This is a genomic window from Gemmatimonadaceae bacterium, assembly GCA_020852815.1.
Taxonomy (GTDB): Bacteria; Gemmatimonadota; Gemmatimonadetes; order Gemmatimonadales; family Gemmatimonadaceae; genus SCN-70-22.
In genome coordinates this window covers 25,405-39,566 of record JADZAN010000036.1, presented here as the reverse complement: position 1 = coordinate 39,566, position 14,162 = coordinate 25,405, and the positions used below count along the sequence as shown (strand labels likewise).

The following is a 14,162-nucleotide window of genomic DNA, read 5'->3' as shown; positions in this document are numbered from 1 at the left end:
CATGCGTCACCTCTTCGTCACTCAGGACTTCGCCCCAGACCTCGGCGGCATGGCACGCCGGCACGTCGAACTCTGTCGGCGCTTCGCCCCAGACTCCCTCGTCGTCTCTACCGTCGCCGCCCCCCACGCCGCTGCGTTCGACCGCGGCGAACCCTATCGCATTGCGCGCGAGCCGTTCCCCTTCGCCGCCGCCAAGCGATTCTCGTCACAGCTCACCTGGTCGTCGCACCTCACCCGGCTCATCGGCGATGGCGTCGACGTCGTTCACCTCGGCAACATCCGCCCCTGCGGCTACGCCATCGCGATCGCCACGCGCCGCGCTCCCACGCCGTACCTCGTCTACGTCTACGGCGGTGACCTCCTGCGCGAGCGCCAGAAGACCGCCCGCTCGCTCGTCAAGCGCTGGTCGGCGCGCGACATCCTCGGGCGTGCGGCCGGAGTTGTCGCCATTTCGCAGTGGAGCGCCGCGCTCGCCCGCGAGGTGATGGCGGACGTCGGCATCGGCGATCCCCCACCGGTCGCCGCCATCGACCTTGGCACCGATCCCGTGCAGTTCCATCCCGCTCGCGACACGCGCGCCCTGCGCACCAAACTCGGGATAGGCAACGCGCCGCTCATCCTCACCGTTGCACGGCTGGTGCCGCACAAGGGGCAGGACACGGCGATCCGCGCCATTGGCGCGCTTGGCCCATCGTACGGCGACACGCACTACGTGGTGGTGGGCGATGGCGAGGACGGCGCTCGCCTCCGCGCCCTGGCCGATGCCCTCGGCATCGGGGCGCGTGTGCACCTGACGGGCGCACTCCCCGACGAGGCGATCGCCGAGGCGTATGCCACGGCCGATGTCTACGTCGGGCTGTCGCGCGTCGACAGCGCGATCAACGCCGAGGGGTTCGGGCTCGCCTTTGTCGAGGCATCGGCCAGCGCGACCCCGTGCATTGCCGGCGATTCGGGCGGCGTGCGATCGGCGGTGCGCGACGGCGAGAGCGGCTTCGTGGTCGCCCCCAACGACGTGGCGGCGGTGTCGTCGGCGCTGCGTCGCCTCCTGGGCGACTCCGAGTTGCGCACTTCCATGGGGAACGCAGGGCGGAGAGCCGTCGAATCCCATTACAATTGGGATCGCGTGGCGCGCGAGACGCTCGACTTCACGCGCACCGTCGTCACCTCCTCTCCCCGTCGCTGAACGTGGACGCACCGAACGACCCGCCCCCCATCGCACCCACGTCCGCGCCCACTCCCGCGAGCACCGCAGCGCCCACTCCCGCGGCACGCGTCGCCCGGGGCGCGGCCGTCGCGCCGAGCCAGCGCCCGCCAACGCTCGCGCATCGCGCGCAGTTCGCGATTGCCAAGGGGTTGGTGGGATGGCTGTCGACGATGCCGCTGGACCAGGCGCGGCGCGTGGGCGAGCGCATCGGGATGCTCGGCTATTGGCCGTTAGGGATCCGCAAGCGCGTGGTGACGCGGCAGATTGCCGCCGCCTTTCCCGGCCTCGATGACAGGCAGGTCCGCACGATCGCGAAGCGGGCCTACGCGCACATCGGACGCGTCTTCGTGGAGGCGGCGCTCGTGGGGCGGCTCGGGCGCGACGGCGTGCTCTCGATGTTCGAGGACGAGTCGGACATCGACATCATCCGGAGGCACCTCGTCGATGGGCGCGGCATCATCGCCTTTGCGGGGCATGTGGGGAGCTGGGAACTCACGGGGGCGTACCTCGTGGCGCGCGGCATCCCGACCGATGCGGTGGCGCGTCGCATGAACAACCAACTGTTCGATGCCTTCGTGAACGAGGCCCGGACCTCGGCGGGGATCACCGTCGTGTACGACAACGAGGCGGTGCGTCGCATCCCGCGCTCGATGAAGGAGGGGCGCCTGGTGGGGCTCATCGCCGACCAGGGGGTGATGGGACTCGCTTCGTCGTATGTCCCCTTCTTTGGTCGGCCGGCCAAGACACCCAAGGGACCGGCGGTGTTTGCGCTCCGCTACAAGGTCCCCATCATCTTCGTCGGCGCGCTGTTGCAGCCCAGCGGCAAGTACCGGTTCTTCGCCACCGAGATCGAGCCGGCCGACACCGGCGATCGCGAGCGCGACGTGGACGAGACGGTGGCGCGCTTCACCGCGGCACTCGAGCGCGTGGTCCGTCGCTACCCCGAGCAGTACTTCTGGCATCATCGCCGCTGGAAGCGACAACCGCCCGACACGCCAGTCGAGCTGCGCGAACCCCGATGAACGGCCCGGCCATCCCCATGACCATTGCACCTGACGAGACCCGCGCGACCACCCAGGCGGCGTTCGCCACGCTCGACGCGGTGGCGGCGCGCGAGTTTCCCCGCGTGCGGCGCCCCGGGATCGCCTTCCTCAACAATGCCTCCACGGGGCCGCTCCCCGAGTCGGCGTTGCGCGCGCTTGCCGACTTCAACGCGATGCGCGCCGAGCCGTGGACCATCACGCAGGAGTTCCAGTTCGGGACCGTTGCGCGCTCGCGCGAGCTGCTCGCCCGGCTGGTGGGGGCCGCGCCCACCGAGATTGCGCTGATGACCAACACGAGCTACGGCCTCAACCTCGCCGCGCGCGCGCTCGACCTGCGCGAGCGCGACGTCGTGGTCACCAGCGACCGCGAGTTCCCGTCGAACATCTACACCTGGATGGCGCTGGCCAGGGCGCGGGGGGTGGTGTTCGACCGCATTCCCTGTGTAGGGCGCCTCGCCGACGAGGCGGCGATCCTCGCCGCCCTCGACCGGCCGGGGGTGCGCGTCCTCGTCCTGTCGTGGGTCTCGTTCGAGACCGGCTACACGCTCGACTTGGCGCGCCTGGGGCGCGCCTGCCGCGAGCGGGGGATCACCTTCGTCGTCGACGCCATCCAGGGACTTGGCGCGCTCACCCTCGACCTGTCCTCGCTCGACGTCGACATCCTTGCCTGCGGCTGCCAGAAGTGGCTCGTGTCGCCGTGGGGGACGGGCTTCGTCTACGTGCGGCAGGGGCTCGTGACGCAGCTCGAGCCCAGCGATGTGGGGTGGATGTCGGTGCAGGGGTCTGATGACTTCACGCGCATGCTCGACTACCGCTTCACCTATCGCGACGATGCGCGCCGCTTCGAGGTCGTGACGCTCCCGTTCCAGGAGTTCGCCGCGCTCAACGCCGCGCTCGACCTCTTCTTCGAGGTGGGCCCATCGGTCGCCGCGGCGCGCATCGCCCGGCACGTGGCGCACCTCTACGACTGGGCAGCGGCGCACGCGCGCGTGCAGCTCGTCTCGTCCAGCGAGCCCGCGAGGCGCTCGGGGATCGTCGCGCTCGTGCCGCCGGACCCGTCACGCGCCAGCGCGGCGCTCAGCGCGGCTGGGGTGGCGCACTCGCTGCGGGAGGGGGCCATCCGCCTCTCGCCGCACTGGTTCACGCCGGGCGAGCACGTGACGTACGCGCTCGACGTGCTGGAGCGGGCGACGGACCGGGCCTGACCCGCCGGCGCCTGCTCGTTAGGCTCCGGCGCGCGCCAGCGCCACGTCGCGCCCCCCCTTCCGCACCAGGAAGTAGCCCCCCGCCAGCGCTTCGTGCCGCGGGACGGTGGTTTCGTCGGCGGCGAGCTTGCGCCCGTTGACCGTTACCGCTCCCTGTTGCAGCTGTCGGCGGGCATCCCCCTTGCTCTTGACCAGCCCCGTCTCGGCCAGGACGTCGACCACCGACACCGGCGCGTCGTCGCCCGGCGGCAGGGTCGCGTGCGGCAGCTCCTCCCACAACATCGCCAGCACCGGCAGCCGCAACGTGCGCGGGTCCAGCTTGCGGTCGAACACCACGCGCGACGCCTCGCGCGCCGCGGCGGTCGCGTCCGCGCCATGCACCCGCGTCGTCACGTCGGCCGCCAGCGCCGCCTGGGCCTCGCGCTGCTCCGGCGCGCTCGCCACCTGGGCGTCGAAGGCCTCGATCGCCTCCTTGTCCAGCAGCGAGAACATCCGCAGGTAGCGCCCCACGTCACGGTCGTCGCAGTTGATCCAGTACTGGAAGAACTTGTACGGCGACGTGCGCGCCGGGTCGAGCCAGACGCTCGTCCCCGCGGCCGTCTTCCCGAACTTGCTCCCGTCGGCGTTCGTGACCAGCGGCAGCGTCACGCCGTGCGCCTCGAGCCCCGCGTGCTTGCGGATCAGCTCCGTCCCCGCCGTGATGTTCCCCCACTGGTCGCTCCCTCCCAGCTGCAACGTCACCCCGTCGCGACGGTTGAGCTCGAGGAAATCGTATGCCTGCAGGAGCATGTAGCTGAACTCGGTGTATGAGATCCCCGTCTCCAGCCGCGACTTCACCGAGTCCTTGGCCATCATCTGGTTGATGCTGAAGTGCTTCCCCGTGTCGCGCAAAAAGTCCACCAGGGAGATCGACATCAGCCAGTCGGCGTTGTTGCGCATGCGCGCCGCGTACGCTCCCTCGAAGTCGAGGAACCGCTCCAGCTGCCCCTGGATCGACGACGCATTCGCGCCCACCTGCTCCAGCGTCAGCAGGTTGCGCTCGGCGCTCTTCCCGCTCGGGTCGCCGATCATCCCCGTCCCACCCCCGACCAGTGCCACCGGGTAGTGCCCCGCGCGCTGGAGGTGCACCAGCCCCATGACGGGGACCAGGTTGCCGATGTGCAGGCTCGACCCGGTGGGGTCGAAGCCGCAGTAGCCCACGACGCCCGTGCCGGCGAGCGCCCGCGTGGCGCCTTCGGTATGCTGGAAGAGGAGCCCGCGCCAGGCGAGCTCGTCGAGGAAGGGACGAGTCATGCGCGCAAGATAACCGCGCATGAAGACCGCTGAATTGCCCGCCTCGCAGATCGCGGGTTAGCTTCACCTCCCCAACGCCTCACCCCGCCGCATGGCCAGCTCGTCCCGTCCTTCCCGACGCTCCGGCAGCTCCTGGTTCGCCCGGCATCCCCGCTCGACGCGCGTGCTCACCCTCGGGATCACGTTCGGCGCGGCGGTGGGACTGGGCGGGGCCTACGGGATGTGGTCGCTCATTTGCCGCGGGAACCGCTGCCCATCGATCGCGGTCCTCGAGAGCTATCAGCCCAAGCAGACGTCCAAGCTCTACGCCATCGACGGGCGCTTCGTGGCCGAACTCGGGCTCGAGCGCCGCACGCTGGTCCGCATCACCGATATTCCGCAGGTGGTCAAGGACGCCTTCGTGATCACCGAGGACAAGCGCTTCTACTCGCACTCGGGGATCGACTGGTTGCGCGTGCCCGGCTCGGTGCTGAGCAACCTGCGCGCCGGCTACTTCAAGGAGGGCTTCTCGACCATCACGATGCAGCTGGCGAGGAACATCTTTCCCGAGCACCTGTCGCGCGAGAAGTCGGTCATTCGCAAGGTCAAGGAAGCGCGCGTGGCCCGTGACATCGAGGCGCGCTACCCCAAGGACAAGATCCTCGAGCTGTACCTCAACCAGATCAACCTCGGGAGCGGGGCATACGGCGTCGAGACGGCGTCGCAGCGTTACTTCGGCAAGCACGTCCGCGACCTCAACCTGGCCGAGGCGGCCACGCTGGCCGCGATGCCCAAGGCGCCGGGGCGCTACAACCCGCGCCGATTCCCCGAGCGCGCGGTGCAGCGCCGCAACACGATCATCGAGCTGATGCGCCGCAGCGACGCCGTCACCGATGGCGATGCCTCGCTGGCCAAGGCGTACCCGTTGCAGCTGGCGAGACGCGTGGAGTCGGGCGACGTCGCCCCGTACTTCGTGGAGTGGGTGCGCCAGCAACTGGAGAAGAAGTTCGGCGCGCGACTCTACGACGAGGGGCTCAAGGTCTACACCTCGCTCGACCTCGACATCCAGACCGCCGCCGATCGCGCCCTCGAAAACCAGCTCCGCGTCATCGAGGGCGGGAAGTACGGGAAGTGGAATCACCAGACGTACGAGCAGTACCAGGCCAGGGGAGGCGGCAGCGGCGAAGCGGCGACCAGCGAGTCGCCCTACATCCAGGGTGCAGTGGTCGTGATCGAGCCGCGCACCGGGGCGGTGCGGGCCATGATCGGCGGCCGCGACTTCGACGACTCCAAGTTCAACCGCGCCACGCAGGCGCTGCGGCAGCCCGGCTCCACCTTCAAGCCCATCGTGTACGCCGCGGCGGTGCAGGCCGGCCGCACCCCCGCCACTCGCGTCGACGACTCGCCCATCTCGGTCCCGCAGGTCGACGGCACCGAGTGGACCCCGCAGAACTACGACATGAAGTTCGAGGGGACGATGTCGATGCGGCGCGGCCTCGCCCAGTCGCGCAACCTCGTCGCCATTCGCACGGGGATGGAAATCGGCGAGCAGGCCGTCATCAACGAGGCCAAGCGCTTCGGCATCAACACCCCCATCCCGCCCTACCCGTCGATCTTCATCGGCTCGGCCGACGTCTATCCGCTCGAGCTCATCGCCAGCTACGGCACGTTTGCCAACCTCGGCTCCCGCGTGCAGCCTAACGCGATCCTGCGTGTCGAGAACCAGCAGGGACAGGTGATCTGGGAGCCCAAGCCGGCGCGCACGCAGGTGCTGGCCCCGGGTGAGGCGTGGCTGATGGTGAGCATGATGAAGGACGTGGTGCTGCGCGGCACGGCGGCGGGGAGCGTGTGGGGGGCCGGCTTCCACGTTCCCTCGGCCGGGAAGACCGGAACGACGAACGACGGCGCCGATGTCTGGTACGTGGGATACACGGCCGACCTCGTGGCCGGCGTCTGGATGGGCTTCGACAAGCCGCAGAAGATCATGGCCAACGCGCAGGGCGGGCGACTGGCCGCGCCGGCCTACACGCAGCTCATGCTCGAGGTCTATCGCCGCAAGCCGTCGCCGCCGGACTGGCCGCGCCCCGAGTCGGTGATCATGAAGGAAGCGTGCGGCGCCAACGGGACGTATGCCGAGTACTTCCTGGCCGGCACGGAGAGCGACGATGGGTGCGGGGGCGCGGAAGGCGACATCTTCCACATCCCCGCCGATACCACCGACAAACAGGCGAATGCCGCCCGTCGCCTGCCGCCGGGTGCACCGGCGCCGAACGCGCGCGCCCGCGCCGACACCGCCAATCCCTTCAGGATCCCGGACGCGCGATGAGCTGGGCGCCGCTCGACTGCCACGCCCACACGACGTGGTCGGACGGGCACCTCGATCTCGACGCGATGCTGGACGCGGTGCGCGCGCGCGGGGTGCGTCCCACCGTGGCCGATCACGTGTCGCGCGACGTGAACGGCGCCATCGACTCCGTGCCACGACTCGAGGCGTACCTCGAGGCGCTGGAGGGGCGCGACACGCTTCGCTCGGCGGAGTACTGCTGGCATGACGCCCTCTGGCGCGAGGTTCCGCCGGCGCTGGACGCGCGCTTCACCCACACCATCGGCTCGCTGCACGCGGTCTGGTTCCCAAACGGTTCGCTGCAGCGCGTCTTCACCCGCCAGTGGCCCGAGGGGCTCGCCCCCAGCGCCTATGTCGTGGCGCTGGTCGACAACCTGGAGCGCCTGGCCCGCGACATGCCGGTCGACCTCATCGCGCACCCCACCCTCCTCCCGCTCCCCATCCGCGGAATCCCCGCCGAGGAGCTGTGGCGGGAAGAGGACGAGGAGCGGTATGCGCGCGCCTTCGCCGAGTCGGGACTCGTCTTCGAGGTGTCGTCGCGCTACCGCCCCCACGAACGCCTGGTGCGGCGCGTGCTCGATGCCGGCGTGCGGTTGTCTTTGGGCTCGGACGGTCACCATGCGGACCAGGTCGGCGACATTGCCTTCTCCCTGGCGTTGACGCGCGCCCTCGGCGTCCCCGACACATCGCTGTACGATCCGGCCGTCCACGGCCGCCGCGAGCGCTGACCGGCGGCCACACGCGAGTCCAGGATGAAGACCTACACCGCACGCTGGATCGTTCCCATCGCCGCTCCCCCGATCGCCAACGGCGCGGTTACCGTCGAGCGGGGGCGCATTGCATACGTGGGATCGCGCGAGGGTGCGCCGGGCGGGGCCGTCGTCGACCTGGGTGATGCCGTCCTCCTCCCCGGGCTCGTCAACGTGCACTCGCACCTCGAGCTTACCGCGATGCGCGGCTTCCTCGAGGAGCTTCCCTTCCGGCGCTGGGTGTTGCGCCTGACGAAGGCGCGCGCGGCCGTCCTGTCGCCCGATCTCCTCCTCGCCTCCGCCAAGGCGGGGATTGCCGAAGGGTTCCTGAGCGGCGTCACCACCTACGCCGACACCTGCGAGTCGGGGGTCGTGCTGCAGGCGCTGGTGGAGATGGGGGCGCGCGGCATCATGTACCAGGAGGTCTTTGGCCCCGATCCCGCGCAGTGCGACGCCGCGATGGCTGCCCTGCAGGGCACACTCGAGCGCCTGCGCGACGCCGCGACGCCACGCGTGCGACTGGGTATCTCCCCGCATGCGCCGTACACCGTGAGCGATGCGCTCTTTGCCGCGTGCGCGCGCCTCGCGGCGAGCGACGGATGGCCTGTCGCCGTGCACCTGGCGGAGAGCGATGCGGAATCGAGGCTGGTGCGCGACGGAAGCGGGATGTTCGGCGACGCGCTGCGCGCGCGTGGCATCGCGGTGGCGCCGCGCGCCGACTCCCCCGTCTTCCTCCTCGATCGACTGGGGGTGCTGGCGCAGCGGCCACTCCTCATCCACTGCGTGCGCGCCACCGCGCCCGACATTGCCCGAATTGCGCGACACGACTGCGCCGTGGCGCACTGTCCCGTCTCCAACGCCAAGCTCGGACACGGCATTGCCCCGCTCGTCGCGTTCGTCGAGGCCGGGGTGCGCCTCGGGCTGGGGACCGACTCCGTAGCGGCGAACAATCGCCTCGATCTCCTGGACGAGGCGCGCACCGCGCTCCTGATGCAGCGCGCCGCCACGCACCGCTTCGATGCGTTGAGCGCGGCGCACCTCCTCGAGATGGCAACGCTGGGCGGGGCGAACGCGCTGGGAATTGCCCACGAGGTGGGATCGCTGGAGGTGGGGAAGCGCGCCGACCTCGCCGCCTTCTCGTTAGGGTCGCCGCGCACCACCCCCTCCTATGCGCCCGAGGATGCCCTCGTCTGGGCCGCGGCGGGGCGCGAGGCGTTGCTCGTCGTGGTCGATGGCGAGGAGCGCGTCCGCGACGGGCGACTCGTCTCGCCGCCCACCGAGGCACTCGCCGCCCTGCACGACGTGGGCAAGTCGCTGGCGGCGTGGCAGCGCGCGCATGACGCGTCGACGCGCGGTGAGGGCGGCGCAGGGTAGGGCGCCGCGCCTCCGATTTGCCGCGCCTCCGATCCGCTACGCCTCCGATCTGCTACGCCAGCGGCGTGAAACGCGCACCGCCAGCGCGGCGCGACACTCCCCCCGCCTGCGCTCGCCAGTTATTCTTGGCCATACCCCTTCAGGAGATCGGCATGGCGGACGCCTCCTCCGGGCGCACCGACAAGATCTGGCGTGACGGCGAGCTGGTGAACTGGGAAGACGCCACGCTCCACGTCATGTCACACGTGGTGCACTATGGGTCGTCCGTCTTCGAGGGGATCCGCTGTTACGACACGCCCAACGGCGGCGCGGTCTTCCGCCTCCGGGAGCACATGCGGCGCCTGCTCGACTCGGCGCAGATCTACCGCATGCCGCTGCGTTACACCGCCGACGAATTGGTGCAAGCGGTCGTCGATACGGTGGCGGCCAACGAGCTGCGCGAGTGCTACCTGCGCCCCCTCGTGGTGCGCACCGGGCAGCAGATGGGGTTCTACCCCGTCGGCGTCCCCGTCGAGTGCTTCATCATCGCCTACAAGTGGCCCACGTACCTGGGGGCCGAGGCGCTGGAGAAGGGGGTCGACGTCTGCGTGTCGTCGTGGCGGCGAGCCGCCCCCGACACCTTTCCCACGCTGGCCAAGGCCGGCGGCAACTACCTGAACTCACAGCTCTCCAAGCTGGAAGCCAAGCAGAACCAATACAGCGAAGGGATCATGCTCGACGCCTTCGGCTACGTGGCCGAGGGAAGCGGGGAGAACCTGTTCCTGGTGCGTGACGGTGTGCTCTACACCGCCGGCGTGTCCAACGGAATCCTGCAGGGAATCACCCGCGACACGATCATCACGCTCGCCCGCGACTTCGGCTACGAAGTGCGCGAGCAGCAGATCCCGCGCGAGATGCTCTATATCGCGGACGAGATGTTCTTCACCGGCACCGCCGCCGAACTCACCCCGATCCGGTCGGTCGACCAGGTCCCGGTGGGCGAGGGGAAGCCGGGCGAGATCACGCGGAAGCTCCAGGCCGAGTTCCTCGGGATCGCGAAGGGACGCCTTGCCGACCGCTATGACTGGCTGACGCCAGTCCCGGCGGGCGCGCTGAGCCGGTAACCATGCCGTCGTCGCGCCCGGGCGTGAGCGGTATTCAACTGTCAGGCTTTCCAAGTACCAGGAGGCCCCGTCGTGTCGCGCGGCGGGACCTTTGGCGGTCCATCAACTGCGCCACGCGCGTTGCCTGCACCAGCGCGAGTCGCACCAGGAGCATCGCCGCCATGTAGTGTCATCGCGACTCCCGCCCCGGCCTGGGCGGGAGTTCGTGCATAGAAGTGGTTTCAGAACCGGTGGCTGCAGCGCCGGCGTACTTCGCCGGCGTACTGCGCCGGCGAGGGTGCGGCCAACGGTTTTGAAACCACGTTTACAGCCGTCAGGTGCGTCGCGTCGCCCCAGCCAGGGGCGAGGCTCGTTCCGGGCACCACCGTGAGGAGGGCCGCGTGATTGTCGGTTGTCTCGCACTCAACGCCTCGTTCGAGCCGCTCACCATGGTTCCACTGAAGCGGGCGCTCCGTCTCGTGATCGACGGCAAGGCCGAGATCGTGGAGGCGGACGACGGGCGACTGGTGCGCTCCGAGCGCCTGGCGGTCCCGCGCCCGGTGGTGATTCGGCTGACCAAGTTCATCCACGTTCCGCGCAAGTTCCGCCGGCAGGTGACCAACACCTTCCTCTTTGCGCGCGACGGCTACAAGTGCCAGTACTGCGGGCGCACGGGGATCGACCTCAAGCCGCGCGAGGCGCTCACGCGCGACCACCTCATCCCGCTCTCCCGCGGTGGCTCCAACGAGTGGACCAACGTCGTGACGGCGTGCTCGTCGTGCAACACGCGCAAGTCCAACCGTCTCCCCAGCGAGATCGGGATGTACCCGTTGCACGTGCCGGTGGAGCCGCACTTCGTGCACCTGAGCTGGGCGGTGCGCCGCCTCACGCCGATCCAGGCGCGCTACATCCGCTTCTTCTACGGCGAAGCGACGCTGCACCAGTTGGAGGAACTCGAGGCGCGCACGCAGCACAAGGTGCCGGCGCCGCAGAAGTCGCACGGCCATGGGCATGGCCACGGGCACGGTCATGGTCATGGTCATGGTCATGGTCATGGTCATGGACCGACGCATGCCCACGGCCCCTCGCACGCACTTGATGGTTAGCGTTCACCGCACGATCGGCCGCCGGCGCGTGGCGGGGCGTGGTGTGCCGATGCGATGCGGGGCGTTTGCTCGCCTCAGGGCCTGAACGTCTTGCTGCGCGCGTCGAGCCGGCGCATCTCGCCCCCCAGCACGCGCGCCAGGAGGGTGCGCATCCCGCGCCCCACCGCCGTGCCGGGATTCCGCTCGCCGCGCACCGCCGGCTTGAGCTCCCCGCGTAGCCAGCGCTCCACCTCGTCGAGGTCGGAGACGGAGAGCATCTCCAGCTCCAGCGTCACGCTGTAGTACTGCGACTTTCCCTTGATGGGGGCGATGGGGATGCGCATGGCGCGCTCCACGTCGGCCACCATCTCCTCGAACCGCGCAAAGCGGTCGCGCGCCGTGGCCGAGTCACCGCGCACGCGAACCACCTCGTACTGCTGGCCGAGCGCGTCGAAGCGCACGAGCACGTCCCATTCGGCGCGCCGCTGCATCGAGTTGAACAACCCGCCGGCGCTCCACAGCTCGGCGCGAAAGTGCAGGCGCGCCGGGAAGCCGTTGCCCAGGAGGTCGCGCACGTAGCGTTCTCTGAGCGCGTTCTGCACCCGCACCGTGGCCGTCACCTCGCCCGGAACACCGCCAGGTGCACCGCCGGGCGATGCGGTCGACGACGCGCTCGACGCGGCGCTCGGCGATGCGCCAGGCGTTGCGCCTGACGAGCCACCGGTCACGAGCGCGACGTCGAGGCGCGGCCGCTGCTGGGCGTACGCGGATGCCGCCGCCCCCGCCAACGCCAGCCCGACGAGGATCGCGCGGACCAACGCCCCGCGCCTCGCACGCCGCATCATCGCCCCCACAAACGGCACCTCCACGCGCGTACCCCTAGAATCTCGGCTTGATGCGAACGAACACATTCACCGGCGCGTCGCGATCTGACAGCGACTTGGCCGCATAGATCCCCACGTCGTCGAGGACGATCCCGATCCCGACGTCGGTCTTGAACGTCCCCAGCCGCGGCAGCGCGCCCTTGCGGTAGGTAAGCCCGTTGTCCGGCTCGCCCACCATCCAGCCGCGGCCGGCGTCGGCAAAGAGCACCCACTGCGTCCCGCGCCCCCACCCCGCCCGCCGCCTGTCCCGCTCCTCGTCCAGGATCCCGAAGAAGTCGAAGTGGAGGTCGCCCCTGAACTCGGCCTGCGCCATCGCGAAGCGCTCGCACAAGGCCGGCGCGCCTAACGGGACCGAGGCGTCGAGCGCCACCGGCCCCGAGCACTGCCACACGTCGGGGGTCGACGAGACGCGACGGAAGTCGTAGCCGGGAAGCGTCCCCGGGCCGCCCACGCTGAAGCGACGCTGCAGCGGAAGGTCGTCGCCCGACAGCCACCCGCCAGCTACAAGCCGCAGGTTGAGCGAGGCGTCGGGGGCAATGCGGTTGTACCGCCGGACATCCAGGAAGAGGCGGTCGTACGTCGTGAGCCCGTCCACGTTCTCCTGGCGCGTGGACGGGTAGGCGATCCCGTAGCGGGAGATCTCACCCGTGCCGTACTCGTAGTCGGCCAGGATGTACCAACCCGTCCACGGGTTTCGATCGTCGTTGCGAGTGTCGTAGCGCAACGTGGCGTTGACCAGGTGGAAGTTCCCCTCGTCCAGCACCGGGTTCTCGCGCCACGGCTGCTCGTCGCGAAAGAGCGTCCACGGGTCGCGCGTGCGCCGCGCGCCCCACCGCTGGTCGGAGTACGACACCGTGGCGTCGAGCGCCCTGCCGCGGAACAGCGAGGCGTACACGCTCCCGCCATGCCGGTCGTAGTAGTCGCGGAAGTCACGATGAAGGAGGAACGACGCGAGCCCCACCTCCTCGTCGGAGAGGTGCCACGTTTCCACCGGTTCGACGAGGTCAAAGAGGCGCCCGCCTAACCGCACGCCGCGCCGCTCGCCGAGCTTGACCTCGGTCTTGGCCGAGTGACCGATGTTCTCCGGCTTCCACTCGAAGCCCTCGGCGCTGCGCCATACGCCAAGCATGTCGACCGAGAGCCGCCCCCACCCGAAGTCGCGCCCGAACGCTGGGCCAAGAAAGACGGGCAACCCCTCGACGCGATTGTACGTGCGCGCCGACACGAGCCGCAGGTCGCCCCACCCGCGATCGCGCCAGCGCTCGTTGCGGCGCCACCACGGGCGCGGCGGTTCCTCGTCGCCACGGCGCGGCGTGATGCGATCGCCCTCGCGCGCGTACTCGAGGCGCGCGCGATAGGTGCGAATCTGGCCGCCCACCGTTGCCACGTCACGCCCCGTGACGCGCCCGCCGACCACGAGGATCTCGCCATCCACGCGCGCGCCACTCGTCAGGCGCACGTCGGCGTTCACCGCCACGACGCGCCCGCCGACGTGCCCGGCAACGACCAGCTCGCCGCCAATCACCCCCACGTCGCCCGCCACGTCGCGCCCTGCTTCGATCGTGTAGGGCCCGTCGACGCGCAGCGTGGCCGGTGCATTCCAGATGGCCAGCAGCTCGTCGGCCACCTCGCGGGGAAGGACGCGCTCGTCAGGCGCCTGCGGGGGCTGCGCTCCCGCTCGCCCGGGAGGATCCTGCTGCCCCCACGCGACGCGCCCGCCCGACACCATCATTGCCAGGAGTGGCACCCCCGCCAGCATCCATCGGTTTCGCATATCGGCTCCAGTCGTAGCGAACGGATCCCGCGCAAGGCACGTCGCGTACCGCGCCGAACGATCTCCCCGTGAACGCTGTCACACAACGACTTCCACGTCTGTCGTCCGTTCGCCGATGCGCGCGGGCGCCCTCCGCTGTCCCCGCG

Annotated in this window: 11 protein-coding genes; 8 read left to right on the top strand and 3 right to left on the bottom strand. The window is 70.0% G+C overall.

Going from position 1 to position 14,162, the window contains the following annotated elements:
• Position 1 precedes the first annotated feature (1 nt).
• Genes IT359_17825 through IT359_17815 form a run of 3 tightly spaced genes read left to right on the top strand, consistent with a single transcriptional unit; the run spans position 2 to position 3,452 of the window.
• Positions 2-1,183, top strand: a complete 1,182-nt coding sequence (locus IT359_17825; protein ID MCC6930854.1) for a glycosyltransferase family 4 protein — start codon at positions 2-4, stop codon at positions 1,181-1,183.
• Positions 1,184-1,185: 2 nt separating this feature from the next.
• Complete coding sequence (locus IT359_17820) at positions 1,186-2,226, top strand: lysophospholipid acyltransferase family protein (protein ID MCC6930853.1); 1,041 nt, start codon at positions 1,186-1,188, stop codon at positions 2,224-2,226.
• Positions 2,223-3,452, top strand: coding sequence for an aminotransferase class V-fold PLP-dependent enzyme (locus IT359_17815; GenBank protein ID MCC6930852.1), 1,230 nt, complete (start codon positions 2,223-2,225; stop codon positions 3,450-3,452). The genes IT359_17820 and IT359_17815 overlap by 4 nt, the downstream gene beginning before the upstream one ends.
• Positions 3,453-3,470: 18 nt before the next feature.
• Here IT359_17815 and IT359_17810 read toward each other — a convergent pair whose 3' ends face one another.
• The gene (locus IT359_17810; GenBank protein MCC6930851.1) at positions 3,471-4,745 is read right to left on the bottom strand and encodes a tyrosine--tRNA ligase; all 1,275 of its coding nucleotides are present in this window, start codon (positions 4,743-4,745) and stop codon (positions 3,471-3,473) included.
• A 163-nt stretch (positions 4,746-4,908) separates the two neighbouring features.
• On the opposite strand from IT359_17810, the gene IT359_17805 reads away from it, so the two are divergent.
• The 5 genes from IT359_17805 (at position 4,909) to IT359_17785 (ending at position 11,379) form a co-directional block, all read left to right on the top strand.
• Entirely contained in the window at positions 4,909-7,050 is a 2,142-nt protein-coding gene (locus IT359_17805; protein ID MCC6930850.1) for a PBP1A family penicillin-binding protein, read from the top strand.
• Positions 7,047-7,796, top strand: coding sequence for a hypothetical protein (locus IT359_17800; GenBank protein ID MCC6930849.1), 750 nt, complete (start codon positions 7,047-7,049; stop codon positions 7,794-7,796). The genes IT359_17805 and IT359_17800 overlap by 4 nt, the downstream gene beginning before the upstream one ends.
• Before the next feature lie 24 nt (positions 7,797-7,820).
• On the top strand, positions 7,821-9,191 hold the full coding sequence (locus IT359_17795) for an amidohydrolase family protein (GenBank protein ID MCC6930848.1): 1,371 nt from the start codon (positions 7,821-7,823) through the stop codon (positions 9,189-9,191).
• 152 nt (positions 9,192-9,343) lie between these two features.
• The gene (locus tag IT359_17790) at positions 9,344-10,294 is read left to right on the top strand and encodes a branched-chain amino acid transaminase (protein ID MCC6930847.1); all 951 of its coding nucleotides are present in this window, start codon (positions 9,344-9,346) and stop codon (positions 10,292-10,294) included.
• A 380-nt stretch (positions 10,295-10,674) separates the two neighbouring features.
• Positions 10,675-11,379 (top strand): HNH endonuclease, encoded by a 705-nt coding sequence (locus IT359_17785; protein MCC6930846.1) that lies wholly within the window; start codon positions 10,675-10,677, stop codon positions 11,377-11,379.
• 74 nt (positions 11,380-11,453) lie between these two features.
• On the opposite strand, the gene IT359_17780 is transcribed toward IT359_17785, so the two are convergent.
• Positions 11,454-12,227, bottom strand: coding sequence for a hypothetical protein (locus tag IT359_17780; GenBank protein ID MCC6930845.1), 774 nt, complete (start codon positions 12,225-12,227; stop codon positions 11,454-11,456).
• A gap of 10 nt (positions 12,228-12,237) precedes the next feature.
• Complete coding sequence (locus IT359_17775; protein MCC6930844.1) at positions 12,238-14,016, bottom strand: BamA/TamA family outer membrane protein; 1,779 nt, start codon at positions 14,014-14,016, stop codon at positions 12,238-12,240.
• Between the last annotated feature and the right edge of the window lie 146 nt (positions 14,017-14,162).